Below are 16,989 nucleotides of genomic sequence, written 5' to 3' on the forward strand. Positions count from 1 at the left end.
CGCTTTACGTACCCAGTGTTTTCCGATGTTTTCATTACACTAATGTTTTAGTGTATCGCTATTTCAGGACGGGACAATTTTTAAAGTAAAAAAACCGGAGTTAATTAACTCCGGTTTTTTTGTTTCAAAAGAATCAACACATATATTTGCCGAAAATTTATTTTTTGCACAAGCTTACATCTTTATTTTTTGTTTTTTTATACATACTTGCTATGTTAAGACCTATTCAACCTTACGTTGAATATGTGCTTAATCAAGATTATATTGCTGATTTTTTATGTATTAACAAAGATAAACCTGAGCTTCAATGTAATGGAAAATGTCATTTAGTAAAAGAAATTAAAAAGCAACAAGAGAATGACTCTAATGCGTTAGCCATTTCGTTAGAGAATTACCCCATTGGTTTTGTAAACATTTATAAAGTTGAAGCTATAAACTGTTTTACATCTCTAAAAAAATATACAAGCATCCCTTACCAGATACTATATTATTATAACTACAATTATAGTGCGTTTCAGCCACCCGATTTAGTATAATTTTATTATTGCTTTTGATTTTATTACGCCTTTGCGTTAGCGATAGTAGCGGCATCCTTTTTTGTTTTTCTCAAAAAAGATATAGCGAATAGCGCGACCCTTGTGGTAACGCCCAAACAATTTACTTATAATTAATTTAAAATAAACGATGAAAAATATATTCATTGCAATATTTTGTGTTGTAACAACACTAACTTTTGCACAACACAAACATCATAACAAACACGAATCAAACCCAGAGTGGTCATCAAATAGACCAGATGGACATGCGCCAATTTCTGTAATGGGAGACCATACTCATCATAAAGGTGGAGTTATGTTCTCATACCGATACATGACTATGGATATGCGCCAATTAAGACAAAATACTGATGACGCCACTACAGCAAACGCTCATTCTGGATACATGGTAGCGCCTTTAGATATGATTATGAACATGCACATGTTAGGTGCTATGTATTCGCCTTCAGACAGAATAACCTTGATGATTATGGCTAATTATCTTGAAAACGACATGAATTTACAAATGCGAAATGGTAACCAATTTGTCACTAATACATCTGGCTTAGGCGATATTTCTCTTAATGTTTTATACAGTATTTTTAACAAAAACAGAAAGGCAATGCATGCTCAAATTGGTGTAAACATTCCAACGGGAAGTATTAAAGAGAAGAATGTACTACCTGTTTCAATGGGAAATGCTGTTCAATTACCTTACCCAATGCAACTAGGAACTGGTTCTTTTGGTACTAATTTAGCATTAACATATTTAGGGCAATGTGATACATTTTCTTGGGGACATCAATTATCTGGAATGATAAATATTAACGATAACGACCAAGATTACAAATTCGGAAATCGTTATAAATTCAATAACTGGATTGCTGGGAAAGCTGGAGATAATTTAAGTGTTTCTGTGCGTTTAGAAGGCGTATTAGTTAATGGAATTGATGGTGATAGCACATTATTAAACCCTATGATGGTTACTACTGCGGATACAGAAAACTCTGGAGGAACTTATATTAATTCAGGGTTTGGATTGAATTATTTAGTAACAAAAGGAGGGTTAAAAGGGCTGAGATTTGCTACAGAAATCGCAATGCCTCTTTACCAAGATTTAAATGGTATTCAATTAAAACAGAATTACAGTTTAACTTTTGGGTTACAGTACGCCATTCATTAACACCTTTTTGTTCCAAGACTTAAAAAGCGTTTCAAATTGAAACGCTTTTTTTGATTACATTTACTTTATGTTTTCATCCAAGAAAAGATTAGATAATGCCTATAAAACAGCTAAAATCATTGATTTTGATGATTATAGCAAGTTCATTCTATTTAGTGACTGTCATAGAGGTGACAATAGTTTTGCTGACGATTTTGCCAATAACCGAAACATATACTTTCACGCCTTAAAACATTATTATGCTGAAGGATTTCAATATTGCGAATTGGGTGATGGTGATGAACTTTGGGAAAACCTATCGTTTGAATCTATTTTGAATGCCCATAAGAACGTCTTTATGCTTATGAAATTATTTCATAAAGATGACAGATTGCATATGATATGGGGAAATCATGATATGGTTTACAGAGACGCAAACTATGTAAAGAAACATTTATCAACTTATTTTGACCCTAAAGTTGGTGAAGATGTTGAACTTTTTGGTGACATTAAATACCATGAAGGGCTTATTTTAAAACATTGTTCAACAGGACAAGAATTATTTTTAACCCACGGACATCAAGCAGATTGGTGGAATTACCTCTTTTGGAAATGGAGTAGACTTATGGTACGTTTACTTTGGAAACCACTAAATGTTATGGGAATTGCAGACCCTACAAGTCCTGCGAAAAACTACAAAGAGCTTATAAAAGTAGAACGTAGAACTAAGAAGTGGATTACCCAAAACAATAATTTAATGACTATTGTTGGGCACACTCACAGACCTCGTTTTCCTGAACCTGGAGATATTGCGTTTTTTAATGATGGTAGTTGTGTACACCCTAGAAGCATTACAGGAATGGAGATTGAAAATGGCGCTATTTCTTTAATTAAATGGCAAATTGCTACTAGAGATGATGGAACACTTCAAATTGTTAGAGTTTTACTTGAAGGCCCCGTGAAATTAGTTGACTATAAAACAAACACTTAGTATTTTAACGCAACCAAACTTAAATTCGAGCATCTTATTAAGAAATAATACTTATGAAAAAATATATTTTTCTTTTTGCTTTATCAATAGTTTTATACAGTTGTAGTTCTAATGATGGAAAACCAACAAATGAAAATGACTTTTTAATTTTTGGACATTTTTATGGTTTTTGTGCTGGTGAAGAATGCATAGAAATTTTTAAACTTACAGACACCAAACTTTATGAGGATACTGAAGATAATTACGCACTTGACACATTCAATTTTGAAGAAAAAGACAACGAAAAATTTAATCTTGTTAAAGATTTAATTGACTCTTTACCAGAAAAATTACTCACTGAAAAAGATGAAATTATAGGTTGCCCTGACTGTTCTGATGGAGGGGGTATTTTTATTGAGTATTCTAAAAATGGAGTAATCAATAGCTGGAGAATTGACCAGTTCAAAAGGAATATTCCAGAATACTTACATGACTTTACGGATAGGGTTAATGAAAAAATAAGCCTTATTAATAAGTAAATGTTCCAAAAAAGATATGAAGGTTTTTTAAAGATACCTTGTTTATGGAGAAATAATTCTGTTTTCAATATTAAGCAATTTGAAGTTTTTTCTACATCTGATAAAATAGATATTGATTTAGATGAAAATCTACGCCTTGGGAAATATGTTGAGCGATTAGTTTCTTTTGAATTAGAACAGCAAGATGATATTTCTGTTTTAGCTGAAAATATTCAAGTTCAAGATGGTAAAATTACTTTAGGTGAATTGGATTGTTTACTGCTTAGAAATGACAAACCCATACATCTTGAAATTATTTATAAGTTTTACTTGTATGATGCTTCAGTAGGTAATTCTGAAATTGACCATTTTATTGGCCCTAATAGGAAAGATTCTTTAGTTGAAAAACTAAACAAATTAAAAAACAAACAATTACCTCTGCTCTATTCTGATGTTTGTAAACCGTATTTAGATGCTCTTGATTTAAGCACTAAAAATATTGAGCAACAGGTTTACTTTAAAGCACAATTGTTTTTACCTTTTTCTAGTCAAGATATTGAACTTGAAACTTTAAATACAGATTGTATTGCTGGGTTTTATATTAATCTAAATGCATTACAACAATTTGAGGATTGTAAGTTTTACATGCCAACTAAAAAAGATTGGTTGGTGATTCCGCATGCTAATGTGAACTGGTTAAACTTTGATGCCTTTGAGTTGAAAACTAAAGATTTTCTTGAGCAAAAATTTTCTGCTTTATGCTGGATTAAGTTTAAGAACGGGGAATTAAAAAAGCTGTTTTTGGTTTGGTGGTGATTCTCTAGTTTTATTTAAAAATATGACTTTAGCAAGTATGCTTGCGTTAGGGATTGAAGTGGATAGCCCACAGCCCGACATAGGAGGTGCGAGGACTTGTAACGGAAAGCCCGACCCTTTTCGGGTAACGCCCAAATAATCAATATTATTAATTAGAATTTATGAGATTCCTTTCTTCAAAGGAATATGTTAGCTTTCTGGAGCTAGTTCTACCTCTAGTCCTTCCATTTCTGGGGTGATTTGAATCTGGCAGCCTAAACGGCTGTTATCTTGAACATCGAAAGCTTCGGATAGCATAGCTTCTTCATCGTCACTCATTTCTGGCAATTCAGTTTCGCTTTTAACATAACATTGGCACGAAGCACACATAGCCATACCGCCACAAACACCTATAGTGCCTTCTGGGGCAAGCTCGTAAGATCTCACAACTTCCATAAGATTCATAGCCATATCAGTTGGGGCAACAATATCGTGTGTTACACCGTCTCGGTCTGTGATTTTTATATTTACGTCTTCCATGTTTTAATTTTTGATTCTGCTAAATGCATGTCATAATTCGTGCCACAAATTTAATATATGCGCTTTTATTTTGACACTTTTTATTTATGAATTTAAAATGCTTTATGAAAAAATAAGGAATCCTTAAAATTATAGAATTTTAAGGATTCCTTTTGCATTGGATTGTTATTTTGATTGAAACTTTAGCAGAACCTTTTTAAATTTTCTGACTAAGCATCAATATTTACGACTTGCTCTATTTGAGGTGCGTGCTTTTTAATGGTCATTTCTACCCCAGATTTAAGTGTCATTTGATTAACACTACAACCTACGCATGCGCCTTTTAATTGCACTTTTACTAGCTTATCATCTTCAATAGATAGTAATGAAATATCTCCACCATCACTTTGCAAAAATGGACGGATTTCGTCTAGTGCTATTTCAACTTTTTCTTTTAATTCTTCTGAAGTCATACTTTATTTTTTAACTGCTGCACAGCCTGCCATAGTTGTAATTTTAATGGCTTCGGTTGGCGGTAAATCGTCGTTTCGTCTTACTACTTCTTGTACCACATTTTGAGTTAACTTCTCGAAAGCTTGCTCTAATGCTGTTGCTGTTTGTAATGCTGCTGGACGACCAACATCTCCTGCTTCTCTTATACTTTGTACCAATGGTAATTCTCCTAAAAATGGCACATCTAAATCTTCTGCTAAATGTTTTGCTCCTTCTTGTCCGAAGATGAAATATTTGTTATCTGGCAATTCAGCAGGTGTAAAATATGCCATATTTTCAATAATTCCTAATACAGGTACATTAATACTTTCTTGTTGAAACATAGCGACTCCTTTTTTAGCATCTGCTAAAGCCACATTTTGAGGTGTACTAACAATAACCGCACCTGTTATTGGTAAGGATTGCATGATGCTTAAATGAATATCTCCTGTTCCTGGCGGTAAGTCTAATAATAAGAAATCTAACTCGCCCCAATGTGCATCAAAAATCATTTGATTTAATGCTTTTGCAGCCATTGGTCCTCTCCAAACTACGGCTTGATTAGGTTGTGTGAAAAATCCAATTGATAATACTTTTACACCATAGTTTTCTATGGGTTTCATTTTTGATTTTCCGTCGATGTTTACTGCTAATGGTTTTTCATTTGCTACATCAAACATAATAGGAATAGATGGTCCGTAAATATCAGCATCTAAAACACCAACTTTAAAGCCCATTTTTGCTAAAGTAACCGCAAGATTTGCAGTGACTGTAGATTTACCTACACCGCCTTTACCTGATGCTATAGCAATTATATTTCGAAGACCAGGAACTGGCTTTCCTTTTATAACGTTTGCTTTTGGTTGTTCTGGCGCTTCCACTTTTACGTTTACTGTGATTTTTGCCTTTTCATAAACCTCTTCATGAATGGTTTTAAGGATATCCACCTCAGTACGCTTTTTGGCCTGTAAACTTGGGTTTTTTATAGTAATATCCACTATAACCTCATCACCAAATGTAATTATGTTTTTTACAGCTCCACTCTCTACCATATTTTGTCCTTCTCCAGGAACGGTAATATTTTCAAGTGCTTTTAATATGTCTTTTTTATCTAGCTTCATTTCTTTTATTAAGAATCATTCTAAAGGCAAATATAAGTAATAATGACGGAAGACAGAAGCTTGATGCTAGAAGTTTTATTGATTTGATTATTGGGTTTTGTTATGGCTGATGGATTTGTAATTATTTGTAAATTTTTGAAAAATTAGGACATAACTACAACTCCATAGAAGGATCCCAATATACTTTTTCTAAATCTTGTATTTGATTTTCAATAACTTTAACACCTTCACTTTCTAGTAGCTGTTGCATGAGATTTGTACCATCAAAATGATGCTTTCCTGTTAGTAAACCTTTTCGGTTTACAACACGATGCGCAGGAACGTCTTTTCCACTAGAACCATTCATGGCATAACCAACCATTCGTGCGCTTCTTACTGCCCCCAAATATTTAGCTATGGCACCATAACTTGTTACCCGCCCGTAAGGGATTAGTTTTGCAACTTCATAAACCTTATCAAAAAAATTAAGGGTTTCTGGCTTCATTTTAAAAGTCTCTAATAATATTAATTAAAGTTACTATTGAAATAACCCCCGTAACACCACCTATAATCCGATTCATATTTTTTTGCGACGTAAAAGACTTGCTTTTTATTTTATCAAAGAAGAAAATATACATGTAAAGAGTTACAAATGTACCTGTACCAGCCCCAATAACATAAGCCATTATACTTGTTTTTTCGAAAGTCATCCAACCGAAAGCAGACAAAGTAATAGTCATATAAGCTTGATATGGTATAGGGAACACGTTAATTGAAGATAAAAGCATACCTTGAAAAAAACGACTATGTTTACTTCTAATTTTTGGTTCTATTTGTTGTTTGCCTCCAGATTTAGCTACAAACAAAAAGTAAATGGTTACCAAAATAAAAATCACCAAAGCTACACCTCTTAAAACTCCAATAACTTCTGGGTGTTTACTTAAATAACGTGCAAAAATACTTGCTAAATAGGTTTGTATTAAAACTATAACACAAACACCCGCAGAAAATACTATACCTCGAACGTAACCTTCTTTTAAACTTATTTTAGCCGCTGTCATATTTAACAACCCTGGTGGAACAACACCAATCATTGCAAAAAACAAACCTAGAAAAAAGATAAACGTAATGTTCACTATTACTTAATTTTAAACCTAATATACGTAATTGGTTTGTTTTGTTCTAAATATTGCGATTCATAAAAGGTTTGGATGCTTGTAACTTCTTCTGGGCTACCTTCTTGTTTATAAACATTATGATTAGCATATAGAACCTCGTGTCCTGCACCATGTAAAAGACCCAACGTATAGCCATGCATAAATTCGCTATCGGTTTTTAAATTCATCACACCCTCTGGTTTTAAAATTTGTTTGTACCGCTCTAAAAACACAGCATTGGTCATTCGGTGTTTTGTCCGTTTGTATTTTATTTGTGGGTCTGGAAAGGTAATCCAAATTTCATCAACCTCGTTTTCTGCAAAAGCGTGGTCTATTAATTCAATTTGGGTGCGAAGAAAAGCAACATTAGGAATATTATCTTCTAAGGCTGTTTTGGCGCCTCTCCAAAAACGTGCGCCTTTAATATCGATGCCTATAAAGTTTTTGTTTGGATACTTTTTTGCTAAAGCGACTGAATACTCACCTTTACCACAACCTAATTCTAAAACTAACGGGTTATTATTTTCAAAAACTTTTGCTTTCCAATTACCTTTTAGTTTAAAGTTTGAGTTTACCAATTCTTCTCTTGAAGGTTGAACGACATTGGAAAATGTTTCGTTTTCTCTGAATCTTTTTAGTTTGTTTTTACTTCCCAAAATTTATTAACTATTTGTTATTATTATTTTGAATTGGTAAAATTAAGCAAATACACAAGAACCTTAATAGCTTATCTTTGAAATTAGCAAATTAGCGCTAGGGAGTGCAGAGAAAAGCTCGCCCCTTGTGGTAACGTTCAAATTATTAAGATGAAAAAACGGATTTTAGTTGCGCCTTTAAATTGGGGACTTGGACATGCTACGCGTTGTATCCCTATTATAAATGCTTTGATTGACGAAGGATTTGTACCCGTTATTGCTAGTGATGGCAATGCATTAACACTATTACGAAAAGAATTTCCTAACCTATCTTCCATTGAGTTGCCTACTTATAATATTAAGTACACAAAAAACGGAAGGCTTTTTAAACTAAAACTTTTAAAGAATTCACCTAAGCTTTTAAAGGCTATTAAGGCTGAAAAAAGAGCCGTTTCTAGCATTTTAGAAAACAATGATATTGCTGGAATAATTTCTGATAACAGATTAGGGGTGAGGAGTAAAAAAGTGCCTTCTATTTTTATAACACATCAACTAAATGTTTTGAGTGGTAATACCACTTGGCTGAGTACTAAAGCGCATCAAAAAATTATTAAAAAATTTGATGAATGTTGGGTTCCTGATTCTGATAATGCTATTAATTTAAGTGGAAAACTTGGACACATTACAGATTTTGATACACCTATAAAATATATGGGGCCGTTGAGCAGATTTACTAAAACAAACTCTAAAATTAAAAACGATTTAATGGTTTTGCTTTCGGGACCCGAACCACAACGCACATTGCTTGAAAAAAAGTTACTTATTAAATTAAAAAACTATTCTGGAAACGTGATTTTTGTAAAAGGCATTGTGGAGAAAGAGCAAACTATACAAGTTTATGGAACTATTACAATTTATAATTTTATGACTTCTGCTTTACTAGAAAAAACTATAAATGAAAGTGCTTTAATACTCTCGCGTTCTGGTTATACTACAGTTATGGATTTGGCTAAACTTAGTAAAAAAGCCTTTTTCATTCCTACACCTGGGCAATTTGAACAAGAATATTTAGCTAAACGACTTACAGAAATGAGTTTAGTACCAAGTTGCAAACAAAAAGATTTTACCCTGGAAAAATTAAACAACACCAATGCTTACAAAGGTTTAAAAGCGCTTGATTTTGAGACTGACTTTAAAGATTTATTTAGCCTTTTCTAGAGTAAAAGAAAACTCGCTACCCACACCATACTCACTCTCTACGTATATTTTTTCTTGGTGTGCTTCTATAATATGTTTTACAATAGCAAGTCCAAGACCAGAACCACCTTCTGTTCTAGACCCGCTTTTATCTACACGATAAAAACGCTCAAAAAGCCTCGGTATATGTACTCTATTAATCCCTTCTCCGTTATCAGTAACTCTTACTATAACTTTATTTTTAATGAGGTTTTCTATACTAACCTCGGTAGTTCCTTTTTCGCTTCCGTACTTAATGGAGTTTACTATTAAATTTGATATAACTTGTTGAATACGGTCTTTATCTGCTTTAACCATTATTGGGTTTGGGTAAGGTCTATCAAAAGTTAATGTTACTTGTTTTTTACTAGCCTTCATCTCAAACATTTCAAAAACATTTTCAACTAGCTCAACAATATTAAAAACTTCCATATTTAAACTTAAATCACCAACTTCTAGTTTGGTAATCATGTCTAAATCTTTAACAATATAGCCTAATCTTTCAATCCCTTTACTGGCTCTTTTTAGATATTTTTCTCTGATGTTTTCATCATCCATAGCACCATCAAGCAAGGTTAAGATATAACCTTGAACGGTAAACAAAGGCGTTTTTAACTCATGAGACACGTTACCTAAAAAATCTTTTCTATATTCTTCTCTTACTTTTAGGGTTTCAATTTCGATTTTCTTATCTCTAGCAAACTTATCTATTTCTTCTGTTAAGCTTTGCATATTTGTAGTAATAGCACCTTTTGTAAGATTAACAGATTCAAGCAAGGTTAAATCGTCATAGATTTTTTTAACGCGTTTATATATAAAACGCTCTACATTAAATTGAATAATAATAAACGAAAAGGAAAAAATGCAAATTGAAAACATTAACGGATAATACCACTTCAAAATATCATAGTAATACAAAAAAACACTCATTAAGAGTGTCGTAAATAACGTAATGTACAATGCCGTACGAAACGCAAACCGATATGATTTTTTAAATTTTGCCTGCATTAATCTACAAACTTATAGCCTACTCCTTTTATGGTTTTAAAACTCTTATCTCCTAGTTTTTCTCGAAGTTTCCTGATGTGAACATCAATAGTTCTACCACCAACAATAACCTCGTTACCCCAAACAGCATCAAGAATTTCATCTCTTTTAAAAACTTTTCCTGGTTTGGACGCTAGTAAAGATAATAATTCAAATTCTTTTCTAGGTAAAATAAGTTCTTTTCCTTTTGATACAATTTTATACTCATCTCTATTAATAACCAAGCTACCAACTTTAACGGTATCAGCGACTTCTTCTTCTTTAAAACGTCTTAAAAGTGCCTTTACTTTACTAACTAAAACCTTTGGTTTAATTGGTTTTGTAATATAATCATCAGCACCCGCATCAAAACCTGCAACTTGCGAATAATCCTCGCCTCTAGCTGTTAAAAAAGTAATTATTGTGTTTTTTAAATCTGGGTTTTTTCTAATAATTTCACAGGCCTCAATACCATCCATTTCGGGCATCATAACATCTAAAATTATCAAATGCGGCAACTCTTTTTTAGCTTTTTCAACACCTTCCTGTCCATTTTCGGCAGTAATAACTTGATAGCCTTCATTAGACAAATTATAACCTACAATCTCTAAGATATCTGGCTCATCATCAACCAATAGTATTTTAATATCTTTCTGTTTCATGCTTATATACTTGTTTCTTGAAGTAAAGATAAAACTAAAAACATAATTCCATCAACATAACAAATTTAATAACATTAAGGTAACAAACGCTTTACATCAAATTAAGATTTCGACCAATTACTGTAATCTTTAACAGTGTTTTGGCATCACTTTTGCTGTAATACATTACCTTTGTATAACCAAATCGTAGTGTATGAAAAATATTTACTTATTATTTTTATTCGCAGCTTTAGCATGTTTTACGTCACAAAATTTAGACGCTCAAAACCATGCTAAAAATCCCTCTACGCAGCCTAACATTGAAGGATTAGCCATTTACCCTAACCCTGTCAATAGTCAAAGCCCTATAATAAACATTGCCTCTAAGCAAAGTTTAGTTAAGCATATAGAAATATTTGATGTTCTAGGTAAACAAGTATTCACAACCGTGTTAACTGGTAAAGAATTAAATGTTTCTAATTTAAAAAGAGGCGTTTATATTTTAAAAATCAGCGAAAATAACATAAGCGCATCACGAAAGCTTGTAATCAGATAACATAAAAATTTAATATTACAGTAAGCGTTGTTTTTTTAGCAACGCTTTTTTTTGGCGTTACCACAAGGGTCGGGCTTTCTGTTACAAGTCCTCGCACCTCCTACGTCGGGCTGTGGGCTATCCACTTCAATCCCTAACGTACATCCTAACTCATTATCAACAGTCTAACTTATTTTGAGGTTGATTAGGTATTGTATACTTTTGTTTCTTTGCTAAAATATGATAGATACGAAATCAATATTTAATATAAAAAATCAAGCTGAATTTGAAACTTTAGCCCTAAAAGTTTTTAAATTTCAATTTGAAAACAATCGTGTCTACAGGTCTTTTTGCGATTTGCTTTATAAACACCCAAGCGAGGTTAAAACCATAAAAGACATTCCTTTTTTACCTATTCAGTTTTTTAAAACACGAGATGTTCTAAGTTCTAAAAACCTTATAAAAACAACCTTCACAAGCTCAGGCACTACAGGAAGTGAAACCAGTAAACATCATATTACAGATTTAAATATCTACACACAAAGTTTCACAAAAGGTTTTGAACAGTTTTATGGTAATATTAAAGATTATGTGGTTTTAGGGCTTCTACCATCATATTTAGAGCGAGAAGGTTCATCACTAATTTACATGGTAGATTCCATAATAAAAACCTCAAAACATCCAGAAAGCGGTTTTTATTTAAATAACTTTTCTGAATTAAAAAACACTTTAATCAAAGCTGATACTGAAGGTAAAAAGATATTACTTATAGGTGTTTCTTTTGCATTGTTAGATTTAATTGAAACCTATCAATTCAATTTAAAAAATACCATTATTATGGAAACTGGAGGAATGAAAGGTAGGCGAAAAGAACTTATCCGAACCGAACTTCATAACACCCTAAAAAAAGGTTTTGGAGTGGACTATATTCATAGTGAATATGGCATGACAGAACTCTTAAGTCAAGCTTACTCCAAAGGAAATGGTATATTTAATTGCCCACCTTGGATGCAAATTTTAACTCGCGATACCGAGGATGCTTTAACTATACAAACATCAGGAAAAGCAGGTGGTTTAAACATTATAGATTTAGCCAATGTAAACTCATGCTCTTTTATAGCAACCCAAGATTTAGGACGCGTAAATAGCAATGGTTCCTTTGAAGTTATAGGGAGGTTTGATAATTCAGACATCCGTGGATGTAATCTTATGGTGCTTTAAACTGGAGAAATATATAAAATTCAAAAAATAATATTAAACTGGTGTAAGCTTTCAAAAAATACGACGTCTAAAGTATCAGCTAAGAAAAAGAAAAATTAGTTTTTAGTAGTTGGTAATGATAAGCCTGAGCTCTCTCTCAGGCTTTTCTATTTTTTATACTATTTGCAATACAAAATAATTTTTCTTTCCACGTTGCAATAACACAAACTTATTATTTATTAAATCTTTTGAAGTAATACTGTAATCGTCTTTTACTTTCTCCTTATTAACTGAAATTGAGTTTTCTTTAAGAGCCCTTCTGGCTTCACCATTCGATTTTAAAAACCCGCCTTTTTCAGCTAAGGCAGCAATAATATCTAACCCATTATCAATTTCAGATTGTTCAATTTGAGTTTGAGGAACACCATCAAAAATATCCAAAAACGTTTTTTCATCTAAGGTTTTTAAGTCATCACTTGTAGATTTTCCGAATAGAATATTACTTGCTTTAATGGCATTATCTAAATCTTCTTGAGAGTGAACCATTACTGTAATTTCTTCAGCCAAACGTTTTTGCAAAACTCTTAAATGTGGTGCTTCTTTATGCTCAGATATCAAATTATTAATGTCATCTTCATTTAAAAAAGTAAAAATCTTAATATATTTTTCAGCATCTTCATCACTAGAGTTTAACCAATATTGGTAAAATTTATAAGGCGATGTTCTATTAGCATCTAACCAAACATTTCCACCTTCAGATTTCCCAAATTTGGATCCATCAGATTTTGTTATTAACGGACATGTAATGGCAAAACCTTTTCCGCCAGCAATTCTTCTAATAAGTTCTGTACCTGTTGTAATGTTTCCCCATTGGTCACTTCCACCCATTTGAATGGAACAATCTTTTTCTTTATAAAGATGAAGAAAATCGTAACCCTGCACCATTTGATAGGTGAATTCTGTAAAGCTCATTCCTTCTGATGATTCAGATGAAATTCTATTTTTAACAGAATCCTTAGCCATCATATAATTTACAGTGATATGCTTACCAACATCACGAATAAATTCAAGAAATGAAAAATCTTTCATCCAATCATAGTTATTCACTAATTCAGCAGCATTTGCTTCATTACTTTCAAAATCTAAAAAATGTGATAACTGTCCTTTTATAGCGTCTTGATTATGCCTCAGCGTTTTTTCATCTAACAAATTACGCTCGTTTGATTTTCCTGAAGGATCACCAATCATACCAGTTGCGCCACCAACTAAAGCTACAGGTTTATGCCCACAACGCTGATAATGTGCTAAAAGCATAATTGGAACTAAATTACCAATGTGTAAAGAATCTGCCGTTGGATCAAAACCAACATAAGCACTGCGCATGCTTTCCATTAAATGTTCTTCAGCCCCTGGCATAACAGTATGTATCATGCCTCTCCAAGTTAATTCTTCAACAAAATTCTTTATCATTTTTACAGATTTAAGTTTAAAATTGTTAAATGCCCATAATGGGCTTTTTACAAAACTATGCAAAGATAAAAATACAGGTATAATTCCTTATGAATTCTGAATAATTCTTTAATTTAGTTGCATGATTTTAGTAACAGGAGGAACGGGATTGGTTGGAGCACATTTATTGTATAGGCTTGTTTCTGAAAATAAAAAAGTAAAAGCAATTTATAGAACAGAGCATAAACTTGAAAACACTAAAAATGTATTTTCTTGTTATACAAATGATGTTGATTCTTTATTCAATAATATTGAATGGATAAAAGCTGACCTTTTAGATGTCTCTGCTCTTTCTGAAGCTTTCAAAGGTGTAACCTATGTATACCACTCTGCCGCTTTTGTCTCGTTTGAACCAGATAAATATCAAATATTAAGAAAAATAAATATTGAAGGCACGGCTAATATTGTAAACCTTTGTATTTCAAATACTATTGAAAAACTTTGTTATGTAAGCTCTATTGCTACACTTGGTAACACTCTAAATAATAAATCCATTACTGAAGAAACCAATTGGAATCCGGAAGACGACAATAGTGTTTATGCCATTACAAAATACGGTGCCGAAATGGAAGTTTGGAGGGGTACTCAAGAAGGTGTTAATGCTGTGGTTGTAAACCCTGGTGTTATTCTAGGCCCTGGTATTTGGCGCTACGGCAGTGGGAATTTATTTAAAAAAGCCAGTAAAGGTTTAAAACATTATTCTTCTGGAACGGTAGGGTTGGTTTCTATTGATGATGTTGTTTCTATTATGATTACGCTAATGCATAGTGAAATAATAAACGAACGTTTTGTATTAGTTGCAGAAAATTGGACATACAAAAATTTTCTTCAAGCCTTAGCCAAATCTGTAAACTCTAAACTCCCAAAAAAGCAAGCAAGTAAAAGTCTTTTAAACATCGCTTGGAGATTAGATTGGTTAAAACATAAATTAACGGGAAAACGGAGGCAGTTAACCAAACATATTGCTAAATCTTTAATAACCGAAACACATTACAATAGCGATAAAATAAAAACAGTGTTAAATTATAAATTTAAAACTATTGATATAACTATTAAATCTATTGGGGAACACTATCAGAAATAGGTTGAACTAAACCTTCTAATTCTTTTTTTTCTTTAAATAGCATAGTATCCTTTTGAATAGAATTATTTAGTGTCTCTTTTAACTTTAAAGAATCTTTCTTTTGTTCTTCATAAACCTTTGCTAATGAATCTGCTTCTCTTTTGGTTTTTTCTTTCCATTCCTTTCCTTCAATAACTTTGAGTTCTTTTTTTAGTTTATCTATGCTATCGGCTAATCTTGTATAAATATCTTCATAGTCTTCAACATGAAATGCATAATAATTATTACTTAAAGCAAACTGTAAACTATCTATGTTATACTTTTCATAAATATATGTATTCATATCAAGACCACTATCTCTCATGATAATCTTGTTTTTTGAACTTGCAGAAGTAATCAGCCTAGCGTCAATTAAAATATCAACCATTTTACCTTTAGAAATTAGATTCTTTGGTTTTTCTGGGCCTTCTAATTTATTACAAGCTATAGTTGTAAATATTACTATTAAAATTATTATTAATCGCTTTAATATCATCTATTAAAAGTTAATCGTTTAGCAGCCTTAACGTTACTAAATTTAGCATTGTGATATACTAAAGTACCATTTAAGAATGTATGTGTAATTCTTGATTTAAAAGTAGCACCCTCAAATGGTGACCATCCGCATTTATATAAAATATTATCTTTTGTTACTGTCCACGGGTTATTTAAATCAACAATCACTAAATCAGCAAAATACCCTTCTTTTATATATCCGCGCCTTTCTACTTGAAATAAAATTGCAGGATTATGACACATTTTTTCAACAATTTTCTCTAAAGATATTTTTTCTTTATGATACATTTCTAAAAGTGCTGGTAAGGCATGTTGTACTAACGGCCCTCCAGATGGTGCACTTGTATAAACGTTATTCTTTTCCTCCTTAGTATGTGGCGCATGGTCTGTGGCAATTACGTCTATTCTATCATCTAGTAAAGCTTCCCATAATTGATCTCTATCTTTTTTAGTTTTTACTGCAGGATTCCATTTAATATGTGTCCCCTTTTCATCATAATTTTCATCTGAAAACCAAAGGTGATGTACACAAACTTCTGCAGTAATTTTCTTTTCAACTAAAGGTATTTTATTAGTAAATAAATTGGTCTCTTTTCCTGTTGAAAGATGAAAAACATGTAATCTCGCCCCAGTCTTTTTTGCTAATTCTATAGCTTGAGAGGAAGATAAATAACATGCCTCTTCACTTCTAATGATGGGGTGATATTTAATAGGAATATCATCACCAAATTCATCTATATGCTCCTTTAAATTTTTCTTTATAGTTCCTTCATCCTCACAATGGACAGAGATAACCATATTGGTGCTTTTAAATATTTTCTCTAAAACTTTTGGATCATCCACCAACATATTACCAGTTGAAGAGCCTAAAAATAGTTTTAGTCCTGCAACCTGATTGACATCCAGTTTTAAAATTTCGTCTAAATTATCGTTTGTACCACCAAACATAAACGAATAATTTGCCGATGATGTTTTTGCTGCTATTTCAAATTTTTCTTCTAACTTCTCAATAGTCGTGGTCTGTGGATTTGTATTTGGCATTTCAATAAAAGACGTAATACCTCCAGCAATAGCTGCTTTAGACTCTGTTTCTATATTAGCCTTATGTGTTAATCCTGGTTCTCTAAAATGTACTTGATCGTCTATAGCACCGGGCAAAAGGTATTTCCCTTCGGCATCATAAACTAATACATCAGCAGATTTTGGGCTAATTGAATCTGCTATTTGTTTTATATAGTTGTCTTCAATCAATACATCGCCACTAAAAATAGCTCCTTCGTTAACAATTTTAGCATTTTTTATTAGTGTAATTTTCTTTTGCATATTTTTCATTTCATCTG

At 32.3% G+C, this 16,989-nt stretch carries 20 protein-coding genes; 9 read left to right on the plus strand and 11 right to left on the minus strand.

The genetic code is table 11. The annotated features are described in order from the left end of the window. Positions 1-212 precede the first annotated feature (212 nt). From Q0870_RS14250 to Q0870_RS14270, 5 genes are all read left to right on the plus strand, one after another. On the plus strand, positions 213-536 hold the full coding sequence (locus tag Q0870_RS14250; protein ID WP_298556447.1) for a hypothetical protein: 324 nt from the start codon (positions 213-215) through the stop codon (positions 534-536). Positions 537-684: 148 nt separating this feature from the next. After that, positions 685-1,719: a transporter gene (locus tag Q0870_RS14255; protein WP_298556448.1), complete on the plus strand. Its 1,035-nt coding sequence runs from the start codon at positions 685-687 to the stop codon at positions 1,717-1,719. Positions 1,720-1,786: 67 nt separating this feature from the next. Next, positions 1,787-2,689, plus strand: a complete 903-nt coding sequence (locus tag Q0870_RS14260; protein ID WP_298556449.1) for a metallophosphoesterase family protein — start codon at positions 1,787-1,789, stop codon at positions 2,687-2,689. 53 nt (positions 2,690-2,742) lie between these two features. Next, positions 2,743-3,207: a hypothetical protein gene (locus tag Q0870_RS14265; protein WP_298556450.1), complete on the plus strand. Its 465-nt coding sequence runs from the start codon at positions 2,743-2,745 to the stop codon at positions 3,205-3,207. Then, entirely contained in the window at positions 3,208-4,002 is a 795-nt protein-coding gene (locus tag Q0870_RS14270) for a DUF1853 family protein (RefSeq protein WP_298556451.1), read from the plus strand. Positions 4,003-4,191: 189 nt separating this feature from the next. Here Q0870_RS14270 and Q0870_RS14275 read toward each other — a convergent pair whose 3' ends face one another. The 6 genes from Q0870_RS14275 to trmB all read right to left on the minus strand — a co-directional run bounded on the left by Q0870_RS14275 (position 4,192) and on the right by trmB (position 7,905). Beyond that, positions 4,192-4,521 (minus strand): 2Fe-2S iron-sulfur cluster-binding protein, encoded by a 330-nt coding sequence (locus Q0870_RS14275; RefSeq protein ID WP_298556452.1) that lies wholly within the window; start codon positions 4,519-4,521, stop codon positions 4,192-4,194. A gap of 209 nt (positions 4,522-4,730) precedes the next feature. Continuing rightward, a complete protein-coding gene (locus Q0870_RS14280; RefSeq protein WP_109351593.1) occupies positions 4,731-4,973 on the minus strand; it encodes a NifU family protein in 243 nt (80 codons plus the stop codon). 3 nt (positions 4,974-4,976) lie between these two features. After that, positions 4,977-6,113 (minus strand): Mrp/NBP35 family ATP-binding protein, encoded by a 1,137-nt coding sequence (locus tag Q0870_RS14285; RefSeq protein ID WP_298556454.1) that lies wholly within the window; start codon positions 6,111-6,113, stop codon positions 4,977-4,979. 154 nt (positions 6,114-6,267) lie between these two features. Further along, positions 6,268-6,597: an MGMT family protein gene (locus Q0870_RS14290; RefSeq protein WP_298556455.1), complete on the minus strand. Its 330-nt coding sequence runs from the start codon at positions 6,595-6,597 to the stop codon at positions 6,268-6,270. 1 nt (position 6,598) lies between these two features. Further along, positions 6,599-7,228 (minus strand): LysE family transporter, encoded by a 630-nt coding sequence (locus Q0870_RS14295; protein WP_298556457.1) that lies wholly within the window; start codon positions 7,226-7,228, stop codon positions 6,599-6,601. Between the two features lie 2 nt (positions 7,229-7,230). After that, positions 7,231-7,905, minus strand: coding sequence for a tRNA (guanosine(46)-N7)-methyltransferase TrmB (trmB, locus tag Q0870_RS14300; protein WP_298556459.1), 675 nt, complete (start codon positions 7,903-7,905; stop codon positions 7,231-7,233). 150 nt (positions 7,906-8,055) lie between these two features. Between trmB and Q0870_RS14305 the strand changes: the two genes are divergently transcribed. Then, entirely contained in the window at positions 8,056-9,102 is a 1,047-nt protein-coding gene (locus Q0870_RS14305) for a glycosyltransferase (RefSeq protein ID WP_298556461.1), read from the plus strand. Here the strand turns inward: Q0870_RS14305 and Q0870_RS14310 are convergent. Both Q0870_RS14310 and Q0870_RS14315 read right to left on the minus strand, forming a co-directional pair. Next, a complete protein-coding gene (locus tag Q0870_RS14310; RefSeq protein WP_298556463.1) occupies positions 9,085-10,128 on the minus strand; it encodes an ATP-binding protein in 1,044 nt (347 codons plus the stop codon). The two genes, Q0870_RS14305 and Q0870_RS14310, sit on opposite strands and share 18 nt — an antisense overlap. Continuing rightward, positions 10,128-10,808 carry a response regulator transcription factor gene (locus Q0870_RS14315; RefSeq protein WP_298556465.1) on the minus strand — a complete coding sequence of 227 codons (681 nt, stop codon included), beginning with the start codon at positions 10,806-10,808 and terminating at the stop codon, positions 10,128-10,130. The genes Q0870_RS14310 and Q0870_RS14315 overlap by 1 nt, the downstream gene beginning before the upstream one ends. Before the next feature lie 193 nt (positions 10,809-11,001). On the opposite strand from Q0870_RS14315, the gene Q0870_RS14320 reads away from it, so the two are divergent. Then, on the plus strand, positions 11,002-11,343 hold the full coding sequence (locus Q0870_RS14320) for a T9SS type A sorting domain-containing protein (RefSeq protein WP_298556467.1): 342 nt from the start codon (positions 11,002-11,004) through the stop codon (positions 11,341-11,343). Positions 11,344-11,562: 219 nt separating this feature from the next. Beyond that, positions 11,563-12,543 carry an acyl transferase gene (locus Q0870_RS14325; RefSeq protein WP_298556469.1) on the plus strand — a complete coding sequence of 327 codons (981 nt, stop codon included), beginning with the start codon at positions 11,563-11,565 and terminating at the stop codon, positions 12,541-12,543. 153 nt (positions 12,544-12,696) lie between these two features. Here the strand turns inward: Q0870_RS14325 and tyrS are convergent, their stop codons facing one another. Further along, positions 12,697-13,992, minus strand: a complete 1,296-nt coding sequence (tyrS, locus tag Q0870_RS14330; RefSeq protein ID WP_298556471.1) for a tyrosine--tRNA ligase — start codon at positions 13,990-13,992, stop codon at positions 12,697-12,699. Between the two features lie 121 nt (positions 13,993-14,113). Between tyrS and Q0870_RS14335 the strand changes: the two genes are divergently transcribed. After that, on the plus strand, positions 14,114-15,115 hold the full coding sequence (locus Q0870_RS14335; RefSeq protein ID WP_298556472.1) for an NAD-dependent epimerase/dehydratase family protein: 1,002 nt from the start codon (positions 14,114-14,116) through the stop codon (positions 15,113-15,115). On the opposite strand, the gene Q0870_RS14340 is transcribed toward Q0870_RS14335, so the two are convergent. Together Q0870_RS14340 and Q0870_RS14345 are read right to left on the minus strand one after the other, a co-directional pair. Beyond that, entirely contained in the window at positions 15,090-15,629 is a 540-nt protein-coding gene (locus Q0870_RS14340) for a DUF4296 domain-containing protein (RefSeq protein ID WP_298556474.1), read from the minus strand. The genes Q0870_RS14335 and Q0870_RS14340 overlap by 26 nt on opposite strands. Then, positions 15,626-16,972: a dihydroorotase gene (locus Q0870_RS14345; protein WP_298556476.1), complete on the minus strand. Its 1,347-nt coding sequence runs from the start codon at positions 16,970-16,972 to the stop codon at positions 15,626-15,628. Before Q0870_RS14345 ends, Q0870_RS14340 begins: the two co-directional genes overlap by 4 nt. Positions 16,973-16,989 lie beyond the last annotated feature (17 nt).

It is taken from the genome of uncultured Algibacter sp. (assembly GCF_947487575.1).
GTDB lineage: Bacteria > Bacteroidota > Bacteroidia > Flavobacteriales > Flavobacteriaceae > Algibacter_B.

What these genes read in the sequence shown, in the direction of transcription:
- Q0870_RS14255 (WP_298556448.1), top strand. Translation starts at nt 685, where the DNA reads ATGAAAAATATATTCATTGCAATATTTTGTGTTGTAACAACACTAACT.
- Q0870_RS14270 (WP_298556451.1), top strand. Translation starts at nt 3,208, where the DNA reads ATGTTCCAAAAAAGATATGAAGGTTTTTTAAAGATACCTTGTTTATGG.
- Q0870_RS14280 (WP_109351593.1), bottom strand. Translation starts at nt 4,973, where the DNA reads ATGACTTCAGAAGAATTAAAAGAAAAAGTTGAAATAGCACTAGACGAA.
- Q0870_RS14340 (WP_298556474.1), bottom strand. Translation starts at nt 15,629, where the DNA reads ATGATATTAAAGCGATTAATAATAATTTTAATAGTAATATTTACAACT.
- Q0870_RS14275 (WP_298556452.1), bottom strand. Translation starts at nt 4,521, where the DNA reads ATGGAAGACGTAAATATAAAAATCACAGACCGAGACGGTGTAACACAC.
- Q0870_RS14320 (WP_298556467.1), top strand. Translation starts at nt 11,002, where the DNA reads ATGAAAAATATTTACTTATTATTTTTATTCGCAGCTTTAGCATGTTTT.
- Q0870_RS14325 (WP_298556469.1), top strand. Translation starts at nt 11,563, where the DNA reads ATGATAGATACGAAATCAATATTTAATATAAAAAATCAAGCTGAATTT.
- Q0870_RS14310 (WP_298556463.1), bottom strand. Translation starts at nt 10,128, where the DNA reads ATGCAGGCAAAATTTAAAAAATCATATCGGTTTGCGTTTCGTACGGCA.
- Q0870_RS14265 (WP_298556450.1), top strand. Translation starts at nt 2,743, where the DNA reads ATGAAAAAATATATTTTTCTTTTTGCTTTATCAATAGTTTTATACAGT.
- Q0870_RS14345 (WP_298556476.1), bottom strand. Translation starts at nt 16,972, where the DNA reads ATGCAAAAGAAAATTACACTAATAAAAAATGCTAAAATTGTTAACGAA.
- Q0870_RS14315 (WP_298556465.1), bottom strand. Translation starts at nt 10,808, where the DNA reads ATGAAACAGAAAGATATTAAAATACTATTGGTTGATGATGAGCCAGAT.
- tyrS (WP_298556471.1), bottom strand. Translation starts at nt 13,992, where the DNA reads ATGATAAAGAATTTTGTTGAAGAATTAACTTGGAGAGGCATGATACAT.
- Q0870_RS14250 (WP_298556447.1), top strand. Translation starts at nt 213, where the DNA reads ATGTTAAGACCTATTCAACCTTACGTTGAATATGTGCTTAATCAAGAT.
- Q0870_RS14290 (WP_298556455.1), bottom strand. Translation starts at nt 6,597, where the DNA reads ATGAAGCCAGAAACCCTTAATTTTTTTGATAAGGTTTATGAAGTTGCA.
- Q0870_RS14260 (WP_298556449.1), top strand. Translation starts at nt 1,787, where the DNA reads ATGTTTTCATCCAAGAAAAGATTAGATAATGCCTATAAAACAGCTAAA.
- Q0870_RS14335 (WP_298556472.1), top strand. Translation starts at nt 14,114, where the DNA reads ATGATTTTAGTAACAGGAGGAACGGGATTGGTTGGAGCACATTTATTG.
- Q0870_RS14285 (WP_298556454.1), bottom strand. Translation starts at nt 6,113, where the DNA reads ATGAAGCTAGATAAAAAAGACATATTAAAAGCACTTGAAAATATTACC.
- Q0870_RS14305 (WP_298556461.1), top strand. Translation starts at nt 8,056, where the DNA reads ATGAAAAAACGGATTTTAGTTGCGCCTTTAAATTGGGGACTTGGACAT.